General features: G+C 56.0%; 23 protein-coding genes. 17 read left to right on the forward strand and 6 right to left on the reverse strand.

The genetic code is table 11. From position 1 onward, the window contains the following. Position 1 precedes the first annotated feature (1 nt). The 4 genes from V9K92_RS00955 to pepT all read left to right on the forward strand — a co-directional run bounded on the left by V9K92_RS00955 (position 2) and on the right by pepT (position 5,411). Positions 2-877, forward strand: coding sequence for an ABC transporter permease (locus tag V9K92_RS00955; protein ID WP_337352908.1), 876 nt, complete (start codon positions 2-4; stop codon positions 875-877). After that, positions 874-2,733, forward strand: coding sequence for an ABC transporter ATP-binding protein (locus V9K92_RS00960; protein WP_337352909.1), 1,860 nt, complete (start codon positions 874-876; stop codon positions 2,731-2,733). Before V9K92_RS00955 ends, V9K92_RS00960 begins: the two co-directional genes overlap by 4 nt. A gap of 81 nt (positions 2,734-2,814) precedes the next feature. Then, positions 2,815-4,050, forward strand: a complete 1,236-nt coding sequence (locus V9K92_RS00965; RefSeq protein ID WP_337352910.1) for a CapA family protein — start codon at positions 2,815-2,817, stop codon at positions 4,048-4,050. A gap of 62 nt (positions 4,051-4,112) precedes the next feature. Next, complete coding sequence (pepT, locus tag V9K92_RS00970; RefSeq protein WP_337352911.1) at positions 4,113-5,411, forward strand: peptidase T; 1,299 nt, start codon at positions 4,113-4,115, stop codon at positions 5,409-5,411. Between the two features lie 52 nt (positions 5,412-5,463). Here the strand turns inward: pepT and V9K92_RS00975 are convergent, their stop codons facing one another. Next, positions 5,464-5,730 (reverse strand): helix-turn-helix domain-containing protein, encoded by a 267-nt coding sequence (locus tag V9K92_RS00975; RefSeq protein WP_337352912.1) that lies wholly within the window; start codon positions 5,728-5,730, stop codon positions 5,464-5,466. A gap of 342 nt (positions 5,731-6,072) precedes the next feature. Here V9K92_RS00975 and V9K92_RS00980 point away from each other — a divergent pair, with 342 nt between their 5' ends. Further along, positions 6,073-6,444 (forward strand): transcriptional repressor TraM, encoded by a 372-nt coding sequence (locus V9K92_RS00980; RefSeq protein WP_337352913.1) that lies wholly within the window; start codon positions 6,073-6,075, stop codon positions 6,442-6,444. Here the strand turns inward: V9K92_RS00980 and V9K92_RS00985 are convergent. Both V9K92_RS00985 and V9K92_RS00990 read right to left on the reverse strand, forming a co-directional pair. Next, complete coding sequence (locus V9K92_RS00985) at positions 6,392-7,108, reverse strand: autoinducer binding domain-containing protein (RefSeq protein WP_337352914.1); 717 nt, start codon at positions 7,106-7,108, stop codon at positions 6,392-6,394. The genes V9K92_RS00980 and V9K92_RS00985 overlap by 53 nt on opposite strands. A 90-nt stretch (positions 7,109-7,198) precedes the next feature. Next, a complete protein-coding gene (locus tag V9K92_RS00990; RefSeq protein WP_337352915.1) occupies positions 7,199-7,390 on the reverse strand; it encodes a hypothetical protein in 192 nt (63 codons plus the stop codon). A gap of 371 nt (positions 7,391-7,761) precedes the next feature. Between V9K92_RS00990 and V9K92_RS00995 the strand changes: the two genes are divergently transcribed. The 7 genes from V9K92_RS00995 to V9K92_RS01025 all read left to right on the forward strand — a co-directional run bounded on the left by V9K92_RS00995 (position 7,762) and on the right by V9K92_RS01025 (position 15,102). Further along, entirely contained in the window at positions 7,762-8,514 is a 753-nt protein-coding gene (locus tag V9K92_RS00995) for a FadR/GntR family transcriptional regulator (protein ID WP_337353479.1), read from the forward strand. Positions 8,515-8,573: 59 nt separating this feature from the next. Further along, the gene (gene kdgD / locus V9K92_RS01000; RefSeq protein ID WP_337352916.1) at positions 8,574-9,479 is read left to right on the forward strand and encodes a 5-dehydro-4-deoxyglucarate dehydratase; all 906 of its coding nucleotides are present in this window, start codon (positions 8,574-8,576) and stop codon (positions 9,477-9,479) included. Positions 9,480-9,554: 75 nt separating this feature from the next. Continuing rightward, positions 9,555-11,063: an ABC transporter substrate-binding protein gene (locus V9K92_RS01005; protein ID WP_337352917.1), complete on the forward strand. Its 1,509-nt coding sequence runs from the start codon at positions 9,555-9,557 to the stop codon at positions 11,061-11,063. Positions 11,064-11,137: 74 nt separating this feature from the next. Beyond that, a complete protein-coding gene (locus V9K92_RS01010; protein ID WP_307279003.1) occupies positions 11,138-12,052 on the forward strand; it encodes an ABC transporter permease in 915 nt (304 codons plus the stop codon). Between the two features lie 25 nt (positions 12,053-12,077). Then, positions 12,078-12,980: an ABC transporter permease gene (locus tag V9K92_RS01015; RefSeq protein ID WP_442958571.1), complete on the forward strand. Its 903-nt coding sequence runs from the start codon at positions 12,078-12,080 to the stop codon at positions 12,978-12,980. Then, the gene (locus V9K92_RS01020) at positions 12,977-14,644 is read left to right on the forward strand and encodes an ABC transporter ATP-binding protein (RefSeq protein ID WP_336441175.1); all 1,668 of its coding nucleotides are present in this window, start codon (positions 12,977-12,979) and stop codon (positions 14,642-14,644) included. The genes V9K92_RS01015 and V9K92_RS01020 overlap by 4 nt, the downstream gene beginning before the upstream one ends. A gap of 158 nt (positions 14,645-14,802) precedes the next feature. After that, complete coding sequence (locus V9K92_RS01025; protein WP_336441174.1) at positions 14,803-15,102, forward strand: I78 family peptidase inhibitor; 300 nt, start codon at positions 14,803-14,805, stop codon at positions 15,100-15,102. A gap of 485 nt (positions 15,103-15,587) precedes the next feature. On the opposite strand, the gene V9K92_RS01030 is transcribed toward V9K92_RS01025, so the two are convergent. Further along, positions 15,588-16,478, reverse strand: a complete 891-nt coding sequence (locus V9K92_RS01030) for a LysR family transcriptional regulator (protein WP_336441173.1) — start codon at positions 16,476-16,478, stop codon at positions 15,588-15,590. Between the two features lie 105 nt (positions 16,479-16,583). Here V9K92_RS01030 and V9K92_RS01035 point away from each other — a divergent pair, with 105 nt between their 5' ends. Further along, positions 16,584-17,252, forward strand: coding sequence for an NAD(P)-dependent oxidoreductase (locus tag V9K92_RS01035; protein ID WP_337352918.1), 669 nt, complete (start codon positions 16,584-16,586; stop codon positions 17,250-17,252). A gap of 1,139 nt (positions 17,253-18,391) precedes the next feature. After that, a complete protein-coding gene (locus V9K92_RS01040; protein ID WP_337352919.1) occupies positions 18,392-19,018 on the forward strand; it encodes a hypothetical protein in 627 nt (208 codons plus the stop codon). Between the two features lie 219 nt (positions 19,019-19,237). On the opposite strand, the gene V9K92_RS01045 is transcribed toward V9K92_RS01040, so the two are convergent. After that, positions 19,238-19,924, reverse strand: a complete 687-nt coding sequence (locus V9K92_RS01045; protein WP_337352920.1) for a hypothetical protein — start codon at positions 19,922-19,924, stop codon at positions 19,238-19,240. A 278-nt stretch (positions 19,925-20,202) separates the two neighbouring features. On the opposite strand from V9K92_RS01045, the gene V9K92_RS01050 reads away from it, so the two are divergent. Next, entirely contained in the window at positions 20,203-20,436 is a 234-nt protein-coding gene (locus V9K92_RS01050; RefSeq protein ID WP_337352921.1) for a hypothetical protein, read from the forward strand. A gap of 57 nt (positions 20,437-20,493) precedes the next feature. On the opposite strand, the gene V9K92_RS01055 is transcribed toward V9K92_RS01050, so the two are convergent. Then, complete coding sequence (locus tag V9K92_RS01055) at positions 20,494-21,261, reverse strand: helix-turn-helix domain-containing protein (protein ID WP_337352922.1); 768 nt, start codon at positions 21,259-21,261, stop codon at positions 20,494-20,496. Positions 21,262-21,442: 181 nt separating this feature from the next. Here V9K92_RS01055 and V9K92_RS01060 point away from each other — a divergent pair, with 181 nt between their 5' ends. Continuing rightward, positions 21,443-23,698 (forward strand): marine proteobacterial sortase target protein, encoded by a 2,256-nt coding sequence (locus V9K92_RS01060; protein ID WP_337352923.1) that lies wholly within the window; start codon positions 21,443-21,445, stop codon positions 23,696-23,698. Beyond that, positions 23,695-24,306, forward strand: coding sequence for a class GN sortase (locus tag V9K92_RS01065; protein ID WP_337352924.1), 612 nt, complete (start codon positions 23,695-23,697; stop codon positions 24,304-24,306). The genes V9K92_RS01060 and V9K92_RS01065 overlap by 4 nt, the downstream gene beginning before the upstream one ends. The last annotated feature ends 435 nt before the right edge of the window (positions 24,307-24,741 follow it).

Genomic DNA, 24,741 nt, shown 5'->3' on the forward strand with positions numbered 1-24,741 from the left:
GATGAAAACCGAAATCCTTCCGGCCCTGAAAAAGTCCCGCTGTCGTGAAGTCCTGACCATTCCCATGATCGTGCTTGCAGCCTATATCGTGCTTGCAATTGCCGCACCGGTCATCGCGCCGCAAAACCCCTATGATCCGCTGCAGATCTATGGATGGGAAGCCTCGTCTGCTCCGGGCACGCCCGGCACCGGCGGCTATCTCTATCTGCTGGGAACGGACGGGCTGGGACGAGATATCCTCAGCACCATAGTTTATGGCCTGCGCATCAGCCTGGTGGTTTCGGTCACAAGCGCTGCCATTGCCGCCCTGATCGGACTGACAGCCGGCGTCAGCGCTGCCTGGTTCGGCAGCTGGGTCGATATCGCCATCATGCGACTGGTCGATCTTCAGCTCAGCCTTCCGACCATTCTGGTCGCCCTGGTCGCCATTGTCACGCTCGGCCCCGGGATCGACCGGATCATCCTGGCCCTCATCATCGCGCAATGGGCAACCTATGCCAGACTGGCGCGCAGCGTCGCATTGAGCGAGACGAACAAGTCCTACATGGATGCCGCCCGCCTCATGCGGCTGCCAACGTCGAGGATTATCTTTCGCCACCTTTTGCCCAACAGCATTGCACCGGCTGTGACCCTCATTCCCATCGAGATCGGTCATGCAGTCGCGCTTGAAGCGACACTGTCCTTTCTTGGCCTCGGCGTTCCAATCGACAAGCCATCGCTCGGCTCGGCCGTCGCAAACGGGTTCCAGTACCTTTTGACCGGACAATACTGGACCAGCCTCTTTCCCGGTCTCGCGCTGTTCGGCCTGATCGCAAGCATCAACCTTGTCGGCGAAGAGGTCCGGCGCCGTCTTGATCCAAGGAGCCGCCCGCTATGACATTTGAGAGCCGAACAGCACCTCTTCTTCAGGTGAAGAACCTTAATCTGCGCTATTCTTCTGCGCCCGGACCGGTGACGATCCTGCAGGATGTGAGTTTCGAACTCGGGCGCGGCGAAATCGTCGGCATCATCGGCGAGTCGGGTGCCGGAAAGTCCACCCTCGGCAACGCCATTCTCGGTCTGCTTGCTCCCGGGTTCCAGCGGATGTCGGGATCGATCGAACTGGATGGCAGGCCAATCAATGCCATGCAAGGGACGGGCGACACCATGGCAGGAGGTGGCGATGCCATCAGGGGCCGCAGGATATCCGCCATCTTCCAGGACCACACTGCCTCGCTCGATCCCTTGATGAGCGTCGGCGCACAGGTGCAGGAAACGATCCTGGCAATCAACGCTTCTGTTTCGAGAAGGGAGGCACGCGCCCGGGCTATCGCGCTCATGACCCGGGTCGGCATTCCGGAGCCTGAGCGCCGATACGGCAATTATCCGCATCAATTCTCCGGCGGACAAAGACAGCGCGCGGTCATCGCTGTCGCGCTGGCGGGATCTGCCGACATCATCATCGCCGACGAGCCGACCTCGGCACTTGATGCCACAGTACAGAAGCAGATATTGAAGCTCCTGCGAACTCTCGTTGATGACACCGGTATTTCCATCGTCCTCGTCACCCATGACATGGGCGTGGTTTCCGAGATCACCGACCGGGTGCTCGTCATGAGAAAGGGCAGGGTGGTCGAACAGGATCGCACTTCGGTCATTCTTGATGCACCCGCAAACGATTATACGCGCTCCCTGCTTGCCGCAGTTCCGCGATTGCGGATCTCGGCGGCAGCGGGTTGCACGCAGACGAGCGGCAGCGGGACCGTCCCGGCGGAGGCAGGCGAGGGCCAAGGGCATGATAATCTGGCCATTTCCAACAAGGCGGGCAAGGAGACCATCCCGGCAGGGATCCATGGCCGCGCGCCGCACCTGCCCGGCCCCGGAAGCGTCGCGGCGGCTGCCGGCAACGGTCCAGAGAACGGCAACAGGTCCATTTCCACCAATGCAGGCGCGGACAACACCATGCTTCTCGTGGCAAAGGGTGTTTCCAAAACCTTCAGTCGCCAAGGGTTCGCGTGGGACCTGTCCCGCAACAAGGCAAGTTTCGCATTGCGCAATGTCAGTATTGAGCTGCCGCGTGGCGCGATCACCGGCATTGTCGGCGAGAGCGGAAGCGGCAAGACGACGATCGGCCGGATCATCGCCGGTCTCGATATGGCGCCGGCAGGGACGGTCACGATCGGCAAAGACGCATTCGATGTTTCGAAACGAGGCGGCCGCAACGGCCTTCTTGGCCGGGTTCAGATGATTTTCCAGGACCCTTCGGTGTCGCTCAATCCGAGGATGAGTGCCGGCGAGACATTGCGCGAGGCCATTCGCTTCGGTGCAAAAGCCGGTCGCGAAGACGAGCCCGCCGACGCTGCCACCATGATGGACCGGCTCGGTCTGGCCCGCAGCTTGCTTTCCCGTTATCCCCATCAGCTCTCGGGCGGCCAGAAGCAGCGCATCTGTATTGCGCGGGCGCTGCTGGCACGCCCGCAGATCATCATCGCAGACGAGCCGACCTCGGCGCTTGACGTGTCCGTACAGGCCGAAATCATCGAGCTTTTGAAGGACACCATAACAGCGCAGCACATGACGATGGTCTTTATCTCCCATGATTTGGCCGTCGTGCAGCAGCTGTGCGGCTGCGTCTACATCTTCAAGGACGGGCAGGTTGTGGACTCCGGATCCTCCGACTTCGTCTTCACACACTCCACACATCCCTACACACGCACCCTCATCGATGCCCGGCCCGCCCGGTTCACCTGTTGAGGGACAAGGAAATAGGCATCGACAGAACGTTTCCCACACCCGCATTGCGGATATCAAAACAACACTCCACAAAGGCAACTCATGAATGACAGGTTCACATTGGCCGTTACAGGCCAGTCGCTTATAAAACACGATATTCGCAGTCTCGGCACCCCGGCATTTGATGACGTCCGGCAACTGCTGCATCACGCAGATCTTTCATTCACCAATTTCGAGGGGACGATCCTTGGAAGCCATGGCGGCTGGCCTTTGAAAGGGTCATTCTTTGGCTGCAGCGACGCCGTCGTTCTCGATGCTTTGCAGGCAACCGGTTTCGGCGGGCTTTCGCTTTCCAACAATCACGCCTTCGACCTTGGCCCATCCGGTGTGCTTTCAACCCTCGAAGAGGTGGAGAAGCGCGGCTTTCTCCATGCCGGCCTTGGCCGCAACCGGAGCGAGGCGTCGCGGGCAGGAACCGCGACGATCCGGGGAAGATCAGTTGCCATCGTCGCGATGGATGGCGGGCCAGGTCCAGATTTCATGTATGCAGCCAATGCCGGCAAAAATCGACCGGAAAGGCCCGGTGTCAACAGGCTTGGTCTGTCACAGATCATCGAGCTCGATCACAAAGCCTTTGACCAGATGCGGGTCGTCAGGGAAAAAGTCGGCTATACGGCGATCGACCTTACCAATGACAGTCAGCCTGATGATCCACCCTTTGTAGACCCGCATGAGGAGATCGGACTTGGCCGTGCAATCTTCAAACGGGCGCCAAGGTGTGGCAGGAGCATTAAAATCGATGAAGACGATCTGGCCAGCAACCTTGCGGCAATAAATTCCGCTGCAAGCGATGGATGCCTTGTCATGGCTTATCTGCACCATCATCACTGGGCCTCAAACTGGTATCAGGTACCGGACTGGGTCAGCGCCGTTGCCAGACAATGTATTGACGCGGGCGCCGCCATGTTCGTCAGCCATGGCGCGCCCGTGCTGCAACCGGTGGAAATCTATCGCCAGCGCCCGATTTTCTACAGCCTTGGCAATTTCATCTTCCATGTCAGGTCAGAAACGACCGCGTGGCATGCACCCGAGGTCTGGGAGAGTGTTGTTGGCCTGTGCGCCTACGGAGACGACAACACGCTGATCGACATCCGGTTTTATCCCATTGTGATCGGCGGAGAAGACAGCCTTGGCGGTCACTCACTCGAGGGCCGATTGGTACCTCACCTTGCAACGGGAACAAGCGCGACACGAATCCTGCAGCGGTTCAAACGCCAATCGGCAGATATGGGCGCCGAGATCGACCTTGCTGACGGGATCGGCATCCTGCGCGTCTGAGCCTCGGATACTCAAGACCAACGCGCTGCAAATCATTCCGATACCACTGAAGAAAGATCAGAATGTCTTCGACCCGGCAACCACCAGGCATCCGCGATGAACTTGTCAGCCGCTTCTTCCGGTATGTAGCGATAGAAAGCCAGACCAATGCTGCTTCACCCGATCTGCCATCGTCTCCGGGCCAGCTTGAACTGGCCAGACTGCTCGCCAGTGAGATGCGTGACCTCGGCATTGAGGAGGTCATCGTCGATGAGCACGCCATCGTCACAGGGGTGAAACGCGGCAACTGCCCGGCCGCACCGCCTGTCGGCTTCATCGCCCATCTCGATACCGTCGATGTCGGTCTTTCTCCGGTTATCCGCCCGCAGATCAAGCGTTTCGAAGGATCGGACCTTTGTCTCAATCCCGGGCAAGACATCTGGTTGCGTGTCGCGGAACATCCGGAGATTCTTCCCTGGAAGGATGAGGACATTATTGTCAGCGATGGTACAAGCGTCCTTGGTGCCGATAACAAGGCAGCCATCGCGGTTCTTATGACCCTGGTGGCACGGCTGGAGCCTTCAAAGCGCCACGGAGACATTTTTGTCGCCTTTGTTCCCGATGAAGAAATCGGATTGCGCGGTGCGAGAGCGCTCGATCTTGATCGATTTCGATGCGATTTCGCCTACACCATTGATTGCTGCGCGCTCGGCGAAGTGGTCGTCGAGAATTTCAATGCCGCATCAGCCGATATTGTCTTTACCGGTGTCACCGCGCATCCAATGTCGGCAAAGGGCGTTCTCGTCAATCCACTGCTGATGGCTCTCGATTTCATCTCTCATTTTGATCGCAACGAAACACCTGAATGCACACAAGGCCGCGAAGGCTATTACTGGTTCAAGGATATCGTCGCCAATGAAAACGAAGCGCACCTGAAAGTCATAATCCGTGATTTTGACAAGCAAGAATTCGGGCGGCGAAAACGGCGCATCGGCGACATCGCCGAAAAGATAAGATCACAGTACACTTCCGGATTGGTGCAGCTTAATGTCGTTGACACCTACCATAACATCGCTGATCACCTGCATGCCGACCCTCGCCCGGCACAATTGCTCTTTCGCGCACTCGAAAATCTCGGGATTGAAAAAAAGCTTGTACCGATGCGCGGAGGAACCGACGGGGCGGCGCTGTCAGCCCGTGGTCTGCCAACCCCCAACTTTTTCACCGGCGCCTGCAATTTCCATTCGCGCTTCGAATTTCTGCCCGTTCCAGCTTTCGAACAATCCTACAAGACCGCTCTCATGCTGTGTACCCTCGCAGCAGAAGAGGGCAGCGGACACTCGGTCTCCAATGCGCAAATGATGGGCGAGGCTGATGATTAAGCACGATGATCGGAATTTATCTGAAACAGCGGTGAGTTTACACGCGTTGCAATCATACATCGGAGGATGGATTGAACTCCGATTTGGCTGTCTTGCTGGCAGCGGAACGGTGCCTGGAAACGAGGAGCTCGAATGTTTCCACCTCAAGGATTTTTGCGATGCCGTCCACCATATCGATGGTCGGGCTGTAAACGCATCTTTCCAGGGAACTGATGTAAGTGCGATGGATGTTTGCACGGTGCGCGAGTTCCTCTTGCGAAAGCCCCCTGGCGTGTCGCAGCGTCCTGAGATTGAGCGCAAAGATCTCTCGAATATCCATGATCCGGAGTCATGCGCGTTGCAGTGCATTCAGCTACAGAGTATACTCTGCAATCGGTATCGCCCGCCGCTGCGTGGGCCTCGTCTTCGCAAACGGCGAACTCGTTCAATGGTTGAGCACGAAGTTCTAATGGGGAATCGACACCGATGGACGGATACGAGAGACTTGGAAACCTGCGAACTCGGCACATCATACTGACGCGATCATGTTGAAGATCATGAGTGACGCTGTATGCATTGAAGTGTTACATATGTTTGGTACACGATTCAGAGGTTCCGTTCATCCAGCTTCCGTACAACGTTGCTGGCCAAACAAATCAAGATCAAAATTGGCGAGATACGCGTGAAACCAAAATCCAGTAATCAAACAAGTAACAAGTTTGACCGCACAAACCTTACATCAATGAGCAAGGTTGAATTGGAGCTATGCGTTATCGACGCCATTCGCGAACATCGGCGCCTGTTGGAGTCCGATCAGATCATCTATGAAGAATGGGAAAGAGCCAGGGCAAACCCCCAGGTACCCACGGAGCAGATCGAAAGACTTGCTGCAGAATGTCTTTCGCGTCAGGAAAGAACCGCTGCTCAACAAAATCACTTGTCCGAACTCCTCGATCTGTTGGGATATATACCGAAGGTGCCGGAGGAGGGGCCTGAAGAAGTCAATCGGGTTCAAGAATACCCATGTCTTTCGCAAGCGCGATTGCGTGATTGAGATTGGTCGCTTCAAGCTTTGCGCGCACATTATCGAGATAATATTGAACCGTACGATGCCGCTTGTTTGTCAGTTCGGCAATGTCCGGCATATATTTGCCTTCCGCCGACCATTTGAGACAGACGAGTTCCATTGGTGAAAGCAGAAGCTTCGGCATGCTGAGGGGACGCTGCGCCACTGTGCGCCAGCGATGGTGGATATAGAGCACCGCCCGTTCTGCCCTCCTCGGGTCGCCGAGAATGGTTGCATCGCATTGCGGCTGAGAGGAAGCGAAGGTGAGCATGAGGGTGGAACCGTAGCTGCCTTCAACCGGAATTGTAATGCCAGATCGAATATCAAACATGAGCGCCTGGGAGCGAAACTGTTTTTCTTCCCTCGACAGATCGCCGCGAGGCCAAGCGTCTGCCGACCATGCAAAGGGTTTCATGTGCCGCTTGGCTGTCGTTACAACCGGATCGATACGGGAATATCGATTTGTAAAATAAATCGACTGCCATTCCGCAGGATAGGAATTGAAAGTCTTGATTTCTGTTCCGGCCGTTTGAAGATAGGCGAAACGCTCGAACCCGCACGCAATCGTGAAACTCTTCATTGCGCTTTCAATCATGCGTTCGTCGATAGCGACATCGAGCGTGTCAATGAGCGATTGAAGTTGTCCGTCCAAACCTAGGGTCTCCTTTTGGCATTGCAGATCTTTGGCGCCAGCCGGGAACAAATCGAGTGCTAATAGTAAAGATAATCGATGCGCCCAGGGTTAATCAAGCCGCTCCAGGTTGCGATTTGATACCTCCTTCACAAAAATTGTGGGTATGGCGCGCATATAAAGGTTCGGATATTCCAGGTTTAAGGTGCGACTGTTCAAGCAAACCCGGCGACATGGCAGCGGCAGACCGGCTTTCTCGTTTTCGGCTTCCACTACCCGTTCCCGGGCCTTCTCGATACTCAAGACGGGCTCCGGCTATGCCTTAGCCCTCTCAGTTTTAATTCGTTGACGCATGGAGCCCCCCACCAAAGACATCGCACGTACACTCCGATCAGGTTTCTCGCGATGTCGTTTATGCCTCCGGTTGCAGCGATCGGTTTCGGACACCACCCCTGCTGCCGTTGACGCAAATGACACCGTGAAGTTGGTCGCTCCGGCCAGTTTACTGGCTTGCATTAGCATACAGCACGAGAGGTGCAACGCATGCGTCGACAGAGATTGAATATTTCCCCGGCTGCCCCTGTACCAACATCGACCATTCCCATAAGATGAAATCACAAGGAACGGGTCGAGGTCATATGATGACTGAAGTAAAATCGGATATACGCGGGCAGATGCTGAACATGAAGCGAAGCGGCGGGCGCCCTTCCTTGTCCTTTCAGGTCGCCGATGCGATACGGGGACAAATCGAGGCCGGCTACTATGCCCCCGGTGACAAATTGCCGACCGAGCCGGCGCTGATTGAGAAATTCGGCTTCAGCCGGACAGTGATACGCGAGGCGATCGCGGCGCTGCGCGCCGACGGCCTGGTGGAATCCCGGCATGGGTCGGGCGTGTTCGTGATCGGGCCGCGCCAGAGTGATCCGGGCCTGCGTCTGTTCACAGAGGAAACAAGCAAGATTTCCGACATTATCGAGGAGCTGGAACTTCGCATCGGTATCGAGGTGGAGGCTGCTGCGCTCGCCGCAGTGCGCAGTTCTCCGGCGCAGGAGGCCGAGATTCAATCGCAGGTCAACATCTTTGCGGGACTCGTCGCAGAAGGCAGGCCAACGGATGAAGCCGACTTCCAGTTCCATATGGCGATTGCAGCGGCCACGAACAACGCACGGTTCCGCACATTTCTGGAGCACATCGGCCGGCGCATGATCCCGCGCGTGAAGTTTCGCACCGTTATGGGAGGCGTCGATCCTTTGCCCAGCAGGGACGGACCTATCCTTGACGAGCACCGCAAAATCGCCGAGGCAATCATGGCGCGAGATCCGGATCGGGCGCGGGAGGCCATGCGCCGCCATCTCGTTACGGGCATCAAGCGCTATCGTTCGCTCACGCCATGGCAAATTGAACAAAAAGAAGATGAGTCTGGTTGACTCATCTTAAAAGTCATCATATGACTTCCTGCAGAATGCATCTGTTGGGAGGAAATTGAGTGTCGCCTGAAGAAATTAAGTCGCGAGTCGGTTCAGGGCTTTTGTCTTTCCCCGTCACACACTTCACATCGGACTACCACCTCAATCTGGACAGTTACCAACGGCACGTTGAATGGCTGTCGGGTTTTGAAGCTGCTGCCCTGTTTGCCGCCGGAGGGACCGGTGAGTTTTTCTCGCTTTCACCGGCCGAGGTCGGACAGGTCACGCGTGCAGCAAAGCAAGCGTCAGGCGAGGTTCCGATCATCGCCGGGTGCGGCTATGGCATGTCACTTGCCCATGAGACGGCCAGGATCGTCGAAGGCGCAGGCGCAGACGGGATTCTCCTCCTGCCACACTATCTGACTGAAGCGCCGCAGGAGGGCATCTTCGCGCATGTCAAAGCAGTCTGCGATGCAACCGGCCTTGGCGTCATTCTATACAACCGCGCCAATTCGGTGGCCAATGCCGATACGGTGGCGCGCCTGGCAGATGCCTGTCCCAACCTGATCGGGTTCAAGGACGGAACCGGCAAAGTGGACCTAGTGCGTCATGTCACGGCCAAGCTGGGTGACCGGCTCTGCTATATTGGCGGCATGCCGACCCATGAGCTCTTCGCAGAAGGTTTCAACGGGGTCGGCGTAACGACCTATTCCTCCGCGGTTTTCAATTTCGTCCCGAAGCTCGCACAGCGCTTTTATCGCGCGATGCGCGCGGGCGACAGGGCCGTCATGGAAGAGATACTTCGCAGTTTCTTTTTTCCTTTTGCAGCCTTGCGCGACCGCAAGGCCGGGTACCCGGTTTCCATCATCAAGGCCGGCGTCGATCTCGTCGGCTATGGACCCGGTCCTGTACGCCCGCCGCTGATCGACCTCGATGGCGAGGAACGGGAAATACTGCGCCAACTGATTGCCGCCGCGGGCGGCTGACCGGCAAGTTCGGTCGGCGCCCGGAGACGGTGCCCCGATCCTGATATCGTCATCGTTTCATCTGGGAGGAATGTAATGAAAAAGACATCTATTCGCATTATCGCAGGAGCACTGGCAATTGCCGGCTGGACCGGCCCTGCCGCGGCGCAAAATGGCGCTCAGATCAATATCGTTCTGCCCGAACAACCGGCAAATCTCGAACCATGCGGCACCATTATCACCAATGTCGGCCAGATCTTGAGCCGAAATGTTGTCGAGCCGCTGACCATCATCGATCCGGCCAGCGGTCAGCCGGTCGCCAGTCTGGCAACAGAATGGACGCAGGTCGACCCCAATACGTGGAGATTCAAGCTGCGCGAGGGCGTGACGTTTCAGGACGGCGCCCCCTTCAACGCCCGGGCCGTCAAGTTTTCCATCGAACGGATGACCAGCGGCAAGGTCACGTGCAGCAATATCGCCAAGTTTGGCGACGCCAGGCTTACCGTCACGGCAATCGATGACCTGACCGTTGAAATCAAGTCTGACACGCCTCAGCCTATCTTGCCGACCCTGCTCAGCGTGATCATGGTTGTCTCTCCAAACACACCGGCGGACAAGGCGGTAAACGACCCCGTCGGTACCGGTCCTTTCAAGCTCTCCAGCTTTACGTCCCAGACCGTCGTACTGGAGTCATTTGACGGCTACTGGGGCAAGAAGCCGGCCATTGCCAAAGCAAGCTATGTCTGGCGTCCCGAATCGTCCATCCGTGCGGCGATGGTTCAGACCGGCGAGGCCGATCTGACACCGTCCATCGCGATCCAGGATGCATCAAATCCGGATACCGATTTCGCCTATCTGAACTCGGAGACCACGGCGATCCGCATTGATGCAGGCTTCGCCCCGCTTGATGATGTTCGTATCCGCAAGGCGCTCAACCTGGCCATCGACTGGGAAGGCCTGTCCCAGCTCTTCGGCAAGGATGCGCAGCGCGCCTCGCAAATGGTCGTCAAGGGCATCAATGGTCACAATGATGCCCTTGCGGCCTGGACCTACGATGCAGCAAAGGCCCGCGAGCTGATTGCCGAAGCCAGGGCAGCCGGTGTTCCGGTCGATACCGAAATCGAGCTGATCGGGCGCAACGGCATCTATCCGAACGGCTCGGAAGCCATGGAAGCAATGATGGCGATGTGGCAGGATGTCGGACTGAATGTGAAACTGACAATGCTCGACGTGAATGACTGGTTGCGTTATCTGCAAAAGCCCTTCCCGGAAGGGCGCGGCCCCAATCTCCTGCAGATGATGCACGACAACAACAAGGGCGACGCTGCTTTCACGATTCCGATTTTCTATACCTCGGTCGGCAGTTATTCGACCATGAACAATCCAGAGCTCGATAAGGATGTGGCAGATGCCATGGTTGCGACGGGTGAGGACCGGACAGCAAGGTTCAAGGCGATCTTTTCCAAGGTTCACGACAACCTGGCTGTCGATATCCCGATGTTCCACATGATCGGTTACACCAGGGTGGGAACAAGGCTGGACTGGAAGCCGGACATCACCACCAACAGTGAAATACCACTTGCCAATATCGGCCTGAGGAACTGACCCGTTCCGATGTCGGGACCGGGCGCGGTTTTCGCGCTCGTTCCCGCTCCAGATGAATCCAGAGGCTTCGTATGATGTTAGGCTATATGGGTAGGCGCGCCTATCACAGCACCATTTCAGTAATTGGGCTCCTGACGCTTGTCTTCTTCCTCACGCGTTTGACCGGTGATCCGTCGGCGCTCTATCTCCCGCTGGACTCAAGCATTGAGGCGCGCGAGGCGTTTGCACGCCTCAATGGCCTCGACCAGCCCATCCATACACAATTCCTCCACTATCTGCGCAACCTCCTTTCTTTGGATTTCGGACAATCCCTGCGCCAGAACCGCTCGGCCATAGAGGTGGCACTGGAGGCGTTCCCGGCTACCTTGAAGCTCGCAATTCTTGCCATGACGCTCTCTACGGTTCTTGCCGTGATTGTTGGTGCGCTGGCCGCGGCGCGCCCCGGAAGCCTGTTCGACCGCGTTGCCGGACTGGTTTCGCTCACCGGCGCCAGCATGCCCGATTTCTGGATCGCGATTGTCGGGATTCTCGTTTTTTCCGTTGGCCTTGGTATGCTGCCGACCTCCGGTACCGGTACGGCCCTGCATTGGATCATGCCGATCATCGTGCTCATGCTTCGCCCGTTCGGTCTTCTGGTCCAGGTGGTGCGCGGCACAATGATCTCGGCACTTGCTGCCCCCTATATCAAAACGGCTCACGCTAAGGGGATGAAGCGACGGCGCATCATCTTTGGACACGCATTGCGCAATTCCCTGCTGCCCGTCATTACCGTTGCCGGCGATCTTGCCACCGGTCTCATTAACGGCGCGGTGGTTGTCGAGACGATTTTCGGCTGGCCCGGCATCGGCAAACTGATGATCGACTCGATCATTCAGCGCGATTTTGCTGTGGTGCAGTCGACAATCCTGGTCACTGCCATTGCCATCTTTATCGTCAATATCGCGATCGACCTTCTCTACGTCGCTCTCGATCCGCGCATTCGCTACTGAGGAGCTCGATATGGCCGACGTGACGATGCCGCTGCCGAAACTGCCTGGAAATCTGCGTCAGCTGGCAATTTACCTCAGGCGCGACAAGCTTGCACTGTGCGCAGCGCTCTTCCTGATCCTGCTGATTGCCTGCGTGGCCCTCGGACCCCTGCTTGTCGGCGAATCGGCAAGCAGACTGGGCCTGAGGCAGCGCAATTTACCGCCCTTTTCGCTCGATCATGGATTCATCTATTTTCTCGGTGCAGATACGCTTGGCCGGCCGATACTGGCGCGTTTGATCGTGGGTTCACAGAACACGCTTGGAATCGCGGCTGCTGCCGTGTTCTTCTCGATGTCTGTCGGCGGCGCGCTGGGCCTTGTTGCCGGTTATTCGGAACGCTGGTACTGCCATGCCATACTCCGTCTGGCGGACGTCATTATGAGTTTTCCCTCATTGCTGCTTGCGCTGATCGTTCTTTATACGCTCGGCCCCAGCATGATGAACCTTGTTATCGTTCTGGCGATCACGCGCATGCCCATTTTCATACGAACCGCGCGGGCAGAAGTGCTCGAACTGCGCGAGCGCATGTTTGTGAGTGCTGCCTTGTCCATGGGCGCAAGCTCCCGGCGCATCCTGTTTCGGCATATCGCGCCTCTGGTTCTCCCGACGCTGGTCACGATCGCGGCCATCGATTTTGCAACAGTGATCCTGGCTGAATCCTCATTAAGTTTCCTCGGTCTTGGCATTCAACCTCCGGACTTCACCTGGGGCGCGATGGTGGCCAACGGACGCGGTTATCTGGCCTCGGCATGGTGGATCGCCTTCTGGCCAGGCCTTGCAATCCTCCTGACGACCCTTTCCCTGAACATTCTCGCCAGCTGGGCCCGGACTGTTGCCGATCCTCTTCAACGCTGGCGTCTGCAATCGCTGCGAAAGGCTCCCCGATGACCGGTACGGGCAAACCCATTCTCCGGATCGAAAATCTGACAGTGGACTTCCTGTCCGAGGGTGACCCGGTACGGGCTGTCGACGATGTTTCTTTCCATGTCTGTCCGGGTGAAACGCTGGTTATTCTCGGGGAGAGCGGATCGGGCAAGAGCGTGAGTACCGGAACAGCCATGGGGCTGATCGACTGCCCGCCCGGCGATATTGTCAGCGGTTCGCTGGTGTTTGACGGTATCGATCTTTCCAATCTTGACGAGGAAGAGCGGCGTGCGTTGAACGGCCGGCGCATCGCCATGATCTTTCAGGATCCGCTGGCCTATCTCAACCCGGTCTATACGGTCGGCCGGCAGATCGCAGAAGTATTCGAGAGCCACAGCGAACATGGGCGCGGATCGGTGCGCGACAAGGTTGTGCAACTCATGCAGCGGGTTGGCATCCCTGAACCTGAAAAGCGCATTGACCATTACCCGCATCAATTCTCCGGCGGTCAGCGCCAGCGCGTGATGATTGCCATGGCAATTGCGCTTAAACCGGATATTCTGATCGCCGACGAACCGACGACCGCGCTCGACGTCAGCGTCCAGGCGCAAATCCTCGACTTGCTGCGCGATCTTCAGCGCGAAACCGGCATGGCCCTGATCATGATCACCCATGATCTTGAGGTTGCGGCAGCCATGGCGGATCGTATCATCGTCATGAATGGCGGCAAGGTTGTGGAAAGCGGCAAGGCCGAGGAGGTCTTTACCAGTCCGGGCCACGCCTATACACGCCGCCTGATGGCGGCGGTGCCACAACGGGACCCCGGAAGGCAGCGCGCGCCCACCGCGGTCAAGGGCGACGTTCTTTTACAGGTCGAGAACCTCAGCAAGCACTATATGTTGACCTCGGGCCTCTTCATGCCCAAGCGGGAGTTCAGGGCGGTGGATGATGTCAGCTTTGTCCTGCGCCGGGGCCAAACGGTTGGCATCGTCGGCGAATCCGGGTCGGGAAAATCCAGCATCGCGCGCATGCTCTTGCGACTGAACGATCCGACGTCGGGCAGGGCCCTGTTTGCGGGCGAGGATATATTCCAGCTCGAGGGCAAGGCACTCAACGGGTTTCGCAGGCGGGTCCAGATGGTGTTCCAGGATCCCTTCGGCTCGATGAATCCGCGGATGAATGTGCGGGCAATTATTTGCGAGCCGCTCGTGATCCACCCGGATATCCTGCCGCGTTCGCGCTGGAATGATCGGGTGGTTGAGTTGCTGCAGCTTGTCGGATTGAAAGCGGAGCACGCCGACCGTCATCCTCACCAGTTTTCAGGCGGCCAGAGGCAACGCATTGCTATCGCAAGAGCGCTCGCCAGCGATCCGGAGCTGATCGTCTGTGACGAGGCAGTATCCGCTCTTGATGTCTCCATCCAGATGCAGGTGATCGAGCTGTTGAGCGAGCTGAAACAGCGGCTCGGCCTTTCCTACCTCTTCATCACCCATGATCTACCGATCGTGCGCGAGTTTGCGGACCGCGTGATCGTAATGCAGCAAGGAAAGGTCGTGGAAGAAGACGATACGGAGGATTTGTTCGCCTCCCCTCGGCATCCCTATACGCAAGCACTGCTGAGTGCGGTACCGAAACCGAGATGGATGGCCGGTCGATCCGCAAGCGAGGTGACAGGCACAAGCCGATGAAACGTTCTCGAGCATTCTAGATTATCTTGAAAAGGCCACACAGCTGCTGGCATGGTAATGTCAGCTAGACTAAAGCAAAAATCCACAATGACAGCGGATTCGTGAGGCATGGATCCGCCCGCGATCGAGTTTGGATAAATACATCGAGGTCAGATCACATGTCGAGAGCAAACCGGACCATCTCCATCTTTCTCATCGGGCTCTTACCAGCGCTTGCATCGTGCAACGACAAATCCGTATCGCTTCAACCGGCTCAAGGTCTGTGTAGTGCCGATGCCGCCCGGAAACTGGTCGGGCAGCCCAAGCCGACAGACGCAGAAGCAATGCGTCTGTCAAATTCAAAGCTTGTGCGGCAGATAGAGCCGGGCCAGATGGTCACCCATGACTACAGGCAAGAACGGGTTACGATCGAAACGGATCCAGCGTCCGGCCGCGTTGTTGGAGCGACTTGCGGCTAGGTAAAATCAGGAATTGTTCCTCCAGAACAACGCAACCCTTGTAAAACTGCATGAAATAGTCGGCGGTTCGCTTCCGATCAAGGCGTTCGACGATATCAGCCACTCAGTGCCAATCCTGCTATTTATGGGATCAGTGACCATCTTTTCATTTCCCGATGATCAACAGATTTGGCCGGAGATCCGCGTTTAGCCGGGCCTGACGAACGCTTTTGTCGTTGCAGCAGTCTCGCCAGGATCTGCGTGGCGTGCTGCTTTCTCACTCGCCTCGTACGCGACTTGATGCTGATTAACAGAAGCGTTCGGAAGACAACTCGAGCGCATTTTACCGCTGGTCAAGAGATTACACGTGCCTACGGACGCTTCACGGCCGCTGGTTCAACCTTCATTTGTGGGCTGTCAATCTTTCGAGCAGGCTGCGGAGAGCTGGGCGGCCCACAATCAAGCTCTCCTATCTGTTTCCCGAAGGTATGCAGGGCATGGCTGTCCTATCTTCCGATATAGGACGCCAGTTCATCTGGCGTCCCATTGGGAAACGCTTGTTTCAGAAAATCCAGGAAGGCGGAGACCCGAGCGCTCAGCAGTCGCCGCGAGGGGTAGAGCGCCCAAAGCGCGATATCGGATCCCTTGATATCTCCCCAATGGGTCAGGCTGCCGTCATTCAGATCGTGGGTCACCAGCGAAATCGGCAGACGGGCCGCACCGACACCGGCGCGAACGGCGTCCCGGACCATGATCAGCGACGACAAGACAAGGACCGGCTCGATCTTTATCTGCGTGGGTCCTTTTGGGGTCGTGACATTCCAAGTCTGCCGGTCGGCGGAACCGCGGACGACTCCCGGAGCTGCATTGTCTCGCGCGGGACGAGGCAAATCAGGTCTTGCGACGACAACCAGACGATCATGAAGGAAGGCGCGACCAACGAGGCTTTCATCCGGATTAGGATTGACGCGGATAACCAGATCATAGCCTTCCTCGATCATATCGACTGCACGATCCTCCGTGGTGACTTCAAGCTTCACGTCCGGGTATTTGAGGGCAAATCCCGCGGCGATCTTGCCCATGGCGGTCTGCGAAAGAAGAAGTGGCGCGCTTACCCTCAACCGGCCGCGCGGTTTCTCCGCCCCTGAGACAATGGCGGATGCCGTCTCGTCGATCTCTATGAGAAGCGCCGCTGTCCGTTCGTGAAGGGTGCGTCCTTCCTCGGTGAGTTTCAGGTTGCGGGCGCCGCGCTCGAAGAGCCGGAGCTCAAGCGCAGCCTCCAGCTCCGTTACCCGCCGCGACAGCGTCGCCTTCGGACGATTGGAGGCTCTCGCTGCTTTACCAAAGCCCCCGTGACGGGCCACGAGATTGAAATCCGCAAGTGCGACGAGATCCATGAGTGTTCCAACTGTGAGACAGAGTGGCCAGATTGGGAGTCTATTGGACGCACCATGAACCGTGCATATTCGGGGTGTCAAGCAAATCCAACACGGAGACATCCAATGACAACGTCCGCTACTCAGTCAAATCTGGCCGCTTCCCCGAAAATCGTCATCCTGGGTGCCACCGGCCCGACAGGTCGCCATATCGTAGCCCAGGCTGTGGCCCGCGGCTATGACGTCACCGTCCTGGTCCGTTCGCCAGAGAAGGCAGCTGAACTCAAGGGCGCCAATATTGTCGTTGGCGATGCCCGCGACGAAAAGGCCCTTCGCCAGACCATCAAAGGCCGCGCTGCGGTGATCAGCGCCCTTGGTACGCCAGCGAGCCCTTTTCGTGAAGTCACGCTTCTGTCCACCGCGACCCGCGCGCTCGTCAATGCCATGAAGGCAGAGCAGGTCTCACGGCTTATCGCGGTTACCGGGCTTGGCGCCGGCGACAGCAAGGGACATGGCGGCTTTCTCTTCGATAACCTGATCTATCCTTTGCTTTTGCGGAAGGTCTACGCTGACAAGAACCGCCAGGAGGCAATCGTAAAGGGCAGCGATCTCGATTGGACCATTGTCCGTCCTTCGATCCTGAACAACAAACAGGAGCACAAACCGGTCCGAGCTCTGACCGATCTCAGCGACGTACATGGCGGTACGATCTCGCGTAAAGACGTTGCCACCTTCCTGCTCGATCAAATCACCTCGAGCACATGGCTCAAGAAAACGCCGTTCATCACATGGTAACCGCGAGATCCAAATTGACGCCAAGATCTCCATTGCGGCCCGATACGAAGCTGAGTTTCATGAACTCAAGGGCTTGGAAGGCCAAAGGAACGCCTGCACCAGGAACGTGATGGATCAGTTGAGGGTGCCCTGAGACATCCTTTAATTGATGCCAAAGCAGACAAGGAGAAGCCTGTGTCTGATCAACGCGGTGGGCGATAGCGCAGTGGCCATCGTATGTTTGGCGACAAGCCCCATGTCTCCTGGGGACAAAAAGTTTTCAATATACTTTGAAGGGTAGTGGATTTAGGAATGCCTGGCGCCATGGTGAGCTCAACGGGGAGCGCGGTCGGATGGCGCTTCGGCAAACGGGGCCAAGAACGTCGGGAAGATGGTAAAAGTTCCGACAATCAAAAGCCAATGGACACGCGTCATTTATAAGGCTTGGTTGTCTTCACCACATTCCTCATTGACCTATCAGATATTTTTACGTTTTCGTAACCGGCCGAGCTCCGTTTCTACTGAGCGTAGTGTATTGGCCCCAAGAGCCAGTCCCATCCTATCGGCCACTTCGACTATGGCGGACAGGATTTCATCCCGGTCCCAACCGGCCTCTTGGGCGTCACCGATGATGTTGATTATTTCATCTTCGACCGCACGTTGACACTCTGCAAGCGCTCGGGGTGGCGGCGGTCGATGCGTGGTCGCATTATGGACATGCTTTCCCTCCAAGAGCCGATTCGGCTTGTTTGAGCGATGATATTCGATCCTGAGTTGCGCACGCAAGCAGTGCGCTCAGCAAATGCCGACGACTGCTAATGTCTGAGCCTGTGACAACAATGTCATCAAATCACGGATATCACGTCAGTGCTGGAGCGAACATGCCTCACGGGTTTCAGCTGCGGCGCTACGTGGGCAGTGTCCACGCAGCGTTTTCGTTCGAAACGTTATTTGGACCGACTACGAATAAGAGAGCTTGCTGTACTCACACGAAGTCAAATCGCTTTGCCAACGTTGTAAGCTGTCCCCGGACATATCTTTAGTCGCTGAATATCGTCATTTTACCCTGCGCCGTGACTGGCCTTGCGCAGCTATTCAAGCTCGTTGAATGTACCCTCCATGGAGCTATCGGCGAGTCAGTTAATGCGGAGGTTATGGGCTTGAGGAAGCAGAAGCGGTTCATCATGCATCCAGACGATGAAAAGGATTTTGAACAGGAGGTGCTCGCAGAAGAGGGTATCGTATTGGTTGATGGGCCGATCTGGACATCCGATTCGCCAGCCAAATTGAACTCACTTGATCGGATAGGAAACTACTGCATCATTTGGTCCACGCTGGATCGTCCATCCCTGAGTGCGCAGTACAAGGGAGGTGAATGGCATTGCGATTCAGAGATGGCGACCATTCAGTTTCTGCGGAGCAGGATACATGGCGATCTGCTTACCGAGGGTTCGCTTTCCATCAGCACAGACCCGGCTACACAGACCGAGGCGAGGCGGATAGAGAAACGTTTTCATTCCTATTTCATGCACATGAAATCCAACTATCGGAACTCTGCTGTTTGCTGGTACAGTTTAACTCCGTTTTTGCCGGCGGCGCCGGGCCGCTCGGCAAATCCAGGCATGCCTGATTCCAATGTTTGGGTTGGTCCTCACGCCCTCCGTTGGTTGAGGGCCGACAAGCATCGCCGCGTTAGGCAACACTCGAGCTTCGGTGCTTATGCAGTTCTTGGCGAGGACGTTCAGAGGCTTATTTCGGGTAGTTTGCCCACACCAGACCTCTCGTAGCTCTGCGGCACGGTGTTTGCACTTCGCTGAGTGGTTGAGCCAATATGCGCGACGGCTAAAACCGAAGAAATTGCCTATGCCGATCAGTCCATGAACCAGCCGGGCAAGGATCGGCAAAGCCACAGCGTGGGAAAGCCCTGGCTGTCCCTTGCGGCAACGGTTTACTGCAGGCCTGCGACGTCAGGCGCAAAAATTATCGCGCACTTCCAAAAACCACTTCTAGCTATCCTGTTCGCTGATCAATTTATGGCGATGGGTTATCCATTGACCAATATATATGAGCAGTGCACACCCGATGGGCGAGCCCACTTCGTTCACGACTGTACCCAAAGTTTTCGGGAGCGTAGGAGCTGTCCCCATTGTTACAGAAGACGAATAAGTCAGAAAGGCAATTGCTCCACCAAATACAACGCCGATCAATACCCCTGATCCGATGTATCGGTCGATTTTTAGAGAATCTTGCTGGACAAGCTTCGCCAAAAGCCAACCCAATATCCCGTATTCAATTGCGCGAAGAATACTGATTGTCGCCAAGGAAAGTACTGCCGGCTGATCCGCTACCTTCAATATTCCATTCATGGTTTTCTGCGCTGATTTCGCGAAGGCAACTGCAATCGGCGCTGATGCCAGTGCGATGAGTCCCGCCACGGACGCGCGAGCTTTGCTCAGGAATACGCCGATGCTGACACCTGTGCAGACGAAGAATGACCATGTGACGCCTTGAGCCAAATCAGAGATAAACAAAACACCCGCAGGGGCGCTGCCTCCGGCTAGTTTGGCGGCAAGTATAAACCCTTGCATGACAAACCCCAACAGGACTGAGAGCAATGCAACTGTCCCAATTTGGCGCAGAGCATCATCGCCGATTGTGCGCGTTGGTTCGGGTTCCAAACGATCTTGTGCCAAGGTCATCCTCCCCAAAATTCACCTCAGCGCAGAATAACACGAAAATCAAACCAGCACAGGCTCTCCTATTGCTTCAGTCGCCTCGGCAAACTGTCCTGGTCCGATGGTTCCCGTGAACAAGATTCCAGGGAAGGACCCACCAGGTTTTTCAGTTCCTCTCGCAAAGCAGGCAATTTGGCCGCTAGGCCTCACACGACGCTTTGCAGCCAAAAGGAGGAATTCGTTTCGGCCTTGCAACATTAATGCTAAGCGGGTGGGCTGTAGTTTAAGGAAGCGTTATGAAGAAATTGTTTCTCGTTTTTTTGACGATTATTATTGCGGTGATGGCTCTTGCTGGCTCTCGCTGGTATCGCTACGTCAGCAACACCGACAGCCCTTACGATGAAATTGGCATCACCCTCAACAATGCCGCGCCAGACCCAATCAATAGATGGGGATGTGCCATGCTTGAAACCCGTTTTGCCAAGTCCGTACCACCATATGGTTGCGCTGGCGAAAACGCCACGCAGTGAAAGTAAAGACGATGGTTTCTCGGTTGGTTCAGCTTTTCAATTATCCCGTACAACCGATCATTGCGCTGCTACGCCAGGCAAAAACATGGCGAACGGTTCTTCCACAGCGCGCTTGAGAAAAGCGGCATAAGGTGCGAAACCTGCTTGATCAGGACCTATTCGGCCCATCGGAGCCTCGGCCAGCGCCTTCATTGGAATATAGACTATCGGGGCAGCCACGGGTGTGAGTTGTGCGCCGCGACCGGCCTGCAACGTGGTAAGTATTCCGTACATTTCACCGGTAATGGAAGGTCGGGACACAATGATCAATCTCTGCTGACCGGATGTGTTGGTAGAGAGATAAATATGGCCGGAAAGATTGGGGATTGCCACTGTACCCTGTTGGGTGAAAGCAGCGTCTAACCTGTCTTTTTCATTGAACCGGAGATTGGAAGAGGCGTTGCTCCAATGAATCTCGGTGCAATAGGCAAAGATCGCGTGCCTGTCGCCGAACGATGGGCGGATCGTCAGATAAAGACCTTCTATCCACGCCACCGATGCCCGTGAGTATGCCCCAAATTGCTCATCTGCCTGGCCATTTGAAATGGGAGACGAAACATTCTGCATGTCTGCAGCCCGCAGGCGCATGGCAAGCGCCTCTTCCAATCGTATCGTCGTTGCCAGCGTAAACGGTCGGTGGCCTGATAGGGCCTTTTCCAGCGTTGAAAGGCTTATCTTCGCAAGATCGGCCAGATGCTGCCTCGAGATTCTGCGACGCGCCAATTCTTCACGAATTCGCGCGGCAACAGCCAGGTTCTGTTTTTCGGAAAGTTCGTCGCTATCCATTCACCTGCCCGAATATGTAAGGGTCCGCACATTCCGTCACATATCCACACATCGTGGCATCCGGCAAGGCTGGAGATGGCGCATGGGTGCGGAACATCACGGAAGCTTACGCTGGCGGCAAAATGGCACGTGGATGAAATGGGGAAAGCTTCCCGACGGGAGCATCAACAGGAGCTTTCCGATGAACCCTTTAACACTCAACCGCAAAAAAAGATCAATACCCCGCTGGGTGGGGCACAGTTGCCGAGCAATTGGCCTGATCAACCTTCTCGTTCTGCCATTGATCGCGCTTGCTGCGACCCTGTTTTCTGCAATTCCTTCGCGTGCAGAAGTTTCTTCTTCTCGAACACAACAAATGACGCTTGATGACGTAAAATCCGGTTCGTTGCTGTTGCAGGGCACCGCGCCAGGCCACTATGTGGAAGCCACCCGCGTGGCGACTGATGTTGACATCGTTGTCAGCGGCCCGACGGCTCGCACTCGCATCACCCAGATATTCACAAACCCTTCCAATGACTGGGTCGAGGCTGTCTATGCATATCCTCTGCCGGAGGACAGTGCAGTCCACGGGCTTAAGATGGTCGTCGGCAAACGCGTTATCATAGGACAAATCAAGGAGCGGCTGGAGGCGAAAGCCATCTACGAGAATGCAAAGGCAGTTGGTCAGAAAGCCAGCTTGGTGGAAGCGGCGCGACCTAATCTTTTTACCAACTCGCTCGCCAATATCGGACCGCACGAACAGGTCGTCGTACAGATCGATCTACAGGAGCCTGTCCGCCTTTCCAACGATGTATTTTCCCTTCGCGTGCCGCTGGTTGTTGCACCTCGCTATAATCCCGCCCCAGTAACGCAATCAGCGGATGTCTCCGCCAACGGCAACGATTGGAGTGTTGTGGCTGATCCCGTTCCTGACCGCGAAAAGATTACATCTCCTGTGCTCGATCGCCGTATCAACGCACCAGTAAATCCGGTGAGTATCAAAGTTCGTCTACAGGCCGGGTTTAACCTTGACGAAGTCAAGAGCCATTTCCATTCTGTAAAGACGGAAGCCATTGATGCCCAGACGCGGCTTATCACTTTCCTTGACGGCACCCATGCCGATAGAGATTTTGAACTGACCTGGAGGCCGAAGGAAAGCAAGGTTCCCGCAGTTGGACTTTTCCGGGAACATGTCGGCGACGAAGATTATGCCATTGCATACGTAACACCTCCCGCCATCCAGCAGCAGAAAGATGCACGTCCCCGCGAGATTGTCTTCGTCATCGACAATTCCGGCTCCATGGGTGGACCTTCCATGGATCAAGCCAAGGCCAGCCTGGATTATGCATTGAGCCGTTTAAAACCCGCCGATCAATTTAACATCATCCGTTTTGATGACACAATGAACCTTCTTTTTGTTGACACCGTCAAAGCCGATGCCAGGAACGTTTCCGTGGCTCGTGAATTTGTTGGCAGCCTTCAAGCATCCGGCGGTACGGAAATGCTTGAGCCGCTACGGGCGGCGTTGAATGACGCCCGTCCGGCTGATCAGTCTTTTATTCGCCAGATTGTTTTCCTCACCGATGGTGCTGTTGGCAATGAACAGCAACTCCTGGATACAATTGCCGCAAAACGCGGTCGCTCACGGGTTTTCATGGTCGGCATCGGTTCGGCTCCGAACAACTACCTGATGAACCGCGCTGCTGAGCTCGGTCGTGGCAGTTTTACATTCATTGGTTCGGGCGAACAGGTCAATGACCGTATGCGTGATCTGTTCGTTAAACTGGAAAACCCTGTCGTAACCAATCTTGTTGCAACATTCTCGTCCGGCAATGAGGACATGACACCATCCCAATTGCCTGATCTTTATCAGGGCGAGCCTTTGGTCATCGCAGCAAAGCTTAGCTCACTTTCAGGAGTTCTTACTGTAAAGGGAACGATTGGAAGGCAGCCTTGGGAGGTGACGGTTCCAGTAGCCAATGCTGCGACTGGTGAAGGCTTGTCTAAGCTCTGGGCGCGTCGCAGGATTTCCGATGCGGAAGTCGAGAATACGCTTGGCATCTCTGGCATCGACGAAACCAACAATCGCATTCTCAAGCTGGCTCTTGACCATGGTCTCGTAACCCGTCTTACCAGCCTGGTTGCGGTCGACAAGACACCGTCACGCACTCAAGACCAGCCTTTGACACGCTCTGACGTTCCGCTGAATCTTCCGGCGGGCTGGGATTTCGACAAGGTCTTCGGAGAGCACGCGGACCGCAAAGCTGATATCGATATACAAAATATCAAGCAGATCGCTTTGAACAAGGCGTCCGAGGTGGCCGGAGACGTGCAAGAACAGCTACCTCTGCCTCAAACTGCAACCGATGCTGAATTGCGCATGCTCGGCGGCCTTATGCTTCTCCTGGTCAGTGCCGGTCTGTTCCTCAACCGTAAATCCGGACGCAAGTCATCATGATCGCGATGCCAGAAACACCCAAGGGCTGGGCGGTCTTGCGCCCGGCCTTTCGGCTCGTAACTATGATGGCTGGTCTTACCGGTTTCCTGCTTTTCGGCCAGGGCATTTGGGTACATGCGAAGGCTGAGCTCGCGCAGATACTCCTGGAACGCGCATTTGCCGAAACGCTCGCAACTGGCAAGACTGTAAAACCTTGGTCCTGGGCTGACACATGGCCTGTTGCCCGCATAGAGGTTCCCCGCCTGTCTGAGAGCGCCATCGTGCTGCATGGTGCAAGTGGTCAAGCCCTGGCTTTTGGCCCCGGTCATCTCGAACGAAGCGCTGAGCCCGGCGGCGATGGCACGACAGTCTATGCCGCACATCGCGATACACATTTTGCGTTCCTGAAGAATGTGGGTATCGGCGATGACATCATGGTGACAGGAAAGGATGCCCAGGCCTTCCACTACCGGGTGACGGAAACGACTATCGTTCGGTGGGATCAATCCGGGGTCAACGCCGAGGCACTCGGCAAAAATCTCGTGCTCGCTACCTGCTGGCCATTCGACAGCATCACGTCCGGTCCAATGCGCTATCTCGTGAAGGCGACCCTTGTTCCGGGAAATTGAAAAGTGGCTCTTCAGCCACCCGATCGACTGGACGACGCAAATCCCGCGTGTTTGCAAAAGGGTCTACGACGCAGCATTTTGAAGGAGTTATCCCAAAGATAATTATCAATCATTGGAACGCTAATCCTTGCGCCTGTGCGATAGCTTGGGTCGATGGATTTGACCCGAAGCATTTCACCAAGATGCAAGACCATCTGGACGGGCGTATCTTCGAAAGGCGACCCGATATGCCAACAATGGTGAAATCTATTACTGCATCGCGTCAATTCTCAAATTTGCCCCCCCTTTATCCGAGGATTTGGATAGTCTCGGATAATCAGAACCACAATTTATCGATGAATTTGCGAAGGCCGCCTGTGCGAGCAGGACTTTATCCGGATTATTTTTCCATGTTGGACAATGCCCCAGTTGCCGGCAAGGCTGGCTGATATTACA

Source organism: Phyllobacterium sp. CCNWLW109 (assembly GCF_037203905.1).
GTDB classification, from domain to species: Bacteria; Pseudomonadota; Alphaproteobacteria; order Rhizobiales; family Rhizobiaceae; genus Phyllobacterium; species Phyllobacterium ifriqiyense.

Excerpts from the sequence above, each read along its gene's own strand:
- V9K92_RS00975 (WP_337352912.1), bottom strand. The coding sequence starts at position 5,730 with ATGGATATTCGAGAGATCTTTGCGCTCAATCTCAGGACGCTGCGACAC.
- V9K92_RS01065 (WP_337352924.1), top strand. The coding sequence starts at position 23,695 with ATGATCGCGATGCCAGAAACACCCAAGGGCTGGGCGGTCTTGCGCCCG.
- V9K92_RS01035 (WP_337352918.1), top strand. The coding sequence starts at position 16,584 with ATGACAACGTCCGCTACTCAGTCAAATCTGGCCGCTTCCCCGAAAATC.
- V9K92_RS01050 (WP_337352921.1), top strand. The coding sequence starts at position 20,203 with ATGAAGAAATTGTTTCTCGTTTTTTTGACGATTATTATTGCGGTGATG.
- V9K92_RS01055 (WP_337352922.1), bottom strand. The coding sequence starts at position 21,261 with ATGGATAGCGACGAACTTTCCGAAAAACAGAACCTGGCTGTTGCCGCG.
- V9K92_RS01015 (WP_442958571.1), top strand. The coding sequence starts at position 12,078 with ATGCCGCTGCCGAAACTGCCTGGAAATCTGCGTCAGCTGGCAATTTAC.
- V9K92_RS01030 (WP_336441173.1), bottom strand. The coding sequence starts at position 16,478 with ATGGATCTCGTCGCACTTGCGGATTTCAATCTCGTGGCCCGTCACGGG.
- pepT (WP_337352911.1), top strand. The coding sequence starts at position 4,113 with ATGTCTTCGACCCGGCAACCACCAGGCATCCGCGATGAACTTGTCAGC.
- V9K92_RS00995 (WP_337353479.1), top strand. The coding sequence starts at position 7,762 with ATGCTGAACATGAAGCGAAGCGGCGGGCGCCCTTCCTTGTCCTTTCAG.
- V9K92_RS01010 (WP_307279003.1), top strand. The coding sequence starts at position 11,138 with ATGTTAGGCTATATGGGTAGGCGCGCCTATCACAGCACCATTTCAGTA.
- V9K92_RS01020 (WP_336441175.1), top strand. The coding sequence starts at position 12,977 with ATGACCGGTACGGGCAAACCCATTCTCCGGATCGAAAATCTGACAGTG.
- V9K92_RS01005 (WP_337352917.1), top strand. The coding sequence starts at position 9,555 with ATGAAAAAGACATCTATTCGCATTATCGCAGGAGCACTGGCAATTGCC.
- V9K92_RS00965 (WP_337352910.1), top strand. The coding sequence starts at position 2,815 with ATGAATGACAGGTTCACATTGGCCGTTACAGGCCAGTCGCTTATAAAA.
- V9K92_RS01060 (WP_337352923.1), top strand. The coding sequence starts at position 21,443 with ATGAACCCTTTAACACTCAACCGCAAAAAAAGATCAATACCCCGCTGG.
- V9K92_RS00955 (WP_337352908.1), top strand. The coding sequence starts at position 2 with ATGAAAACCGAAATCCTTCCGGCCCTGAAAAAGTCCCGCTGTCGTGAA.
- V9K92_RS01025 (WP_336441174.1), top strand. The coding sequence starts at position 14,803 with ATGTCGAGAGCAAACCGGACCATCTCCATCTTTCTCATCGGGCTCTTA.
- V9K92_RS00960 (WP_337352909.1), top strand. The coding sequence starts at position 874 with ATGACATTTGAGAGCCGAACAGCACCTCTTCTTCAGGTGAAGAACCTT.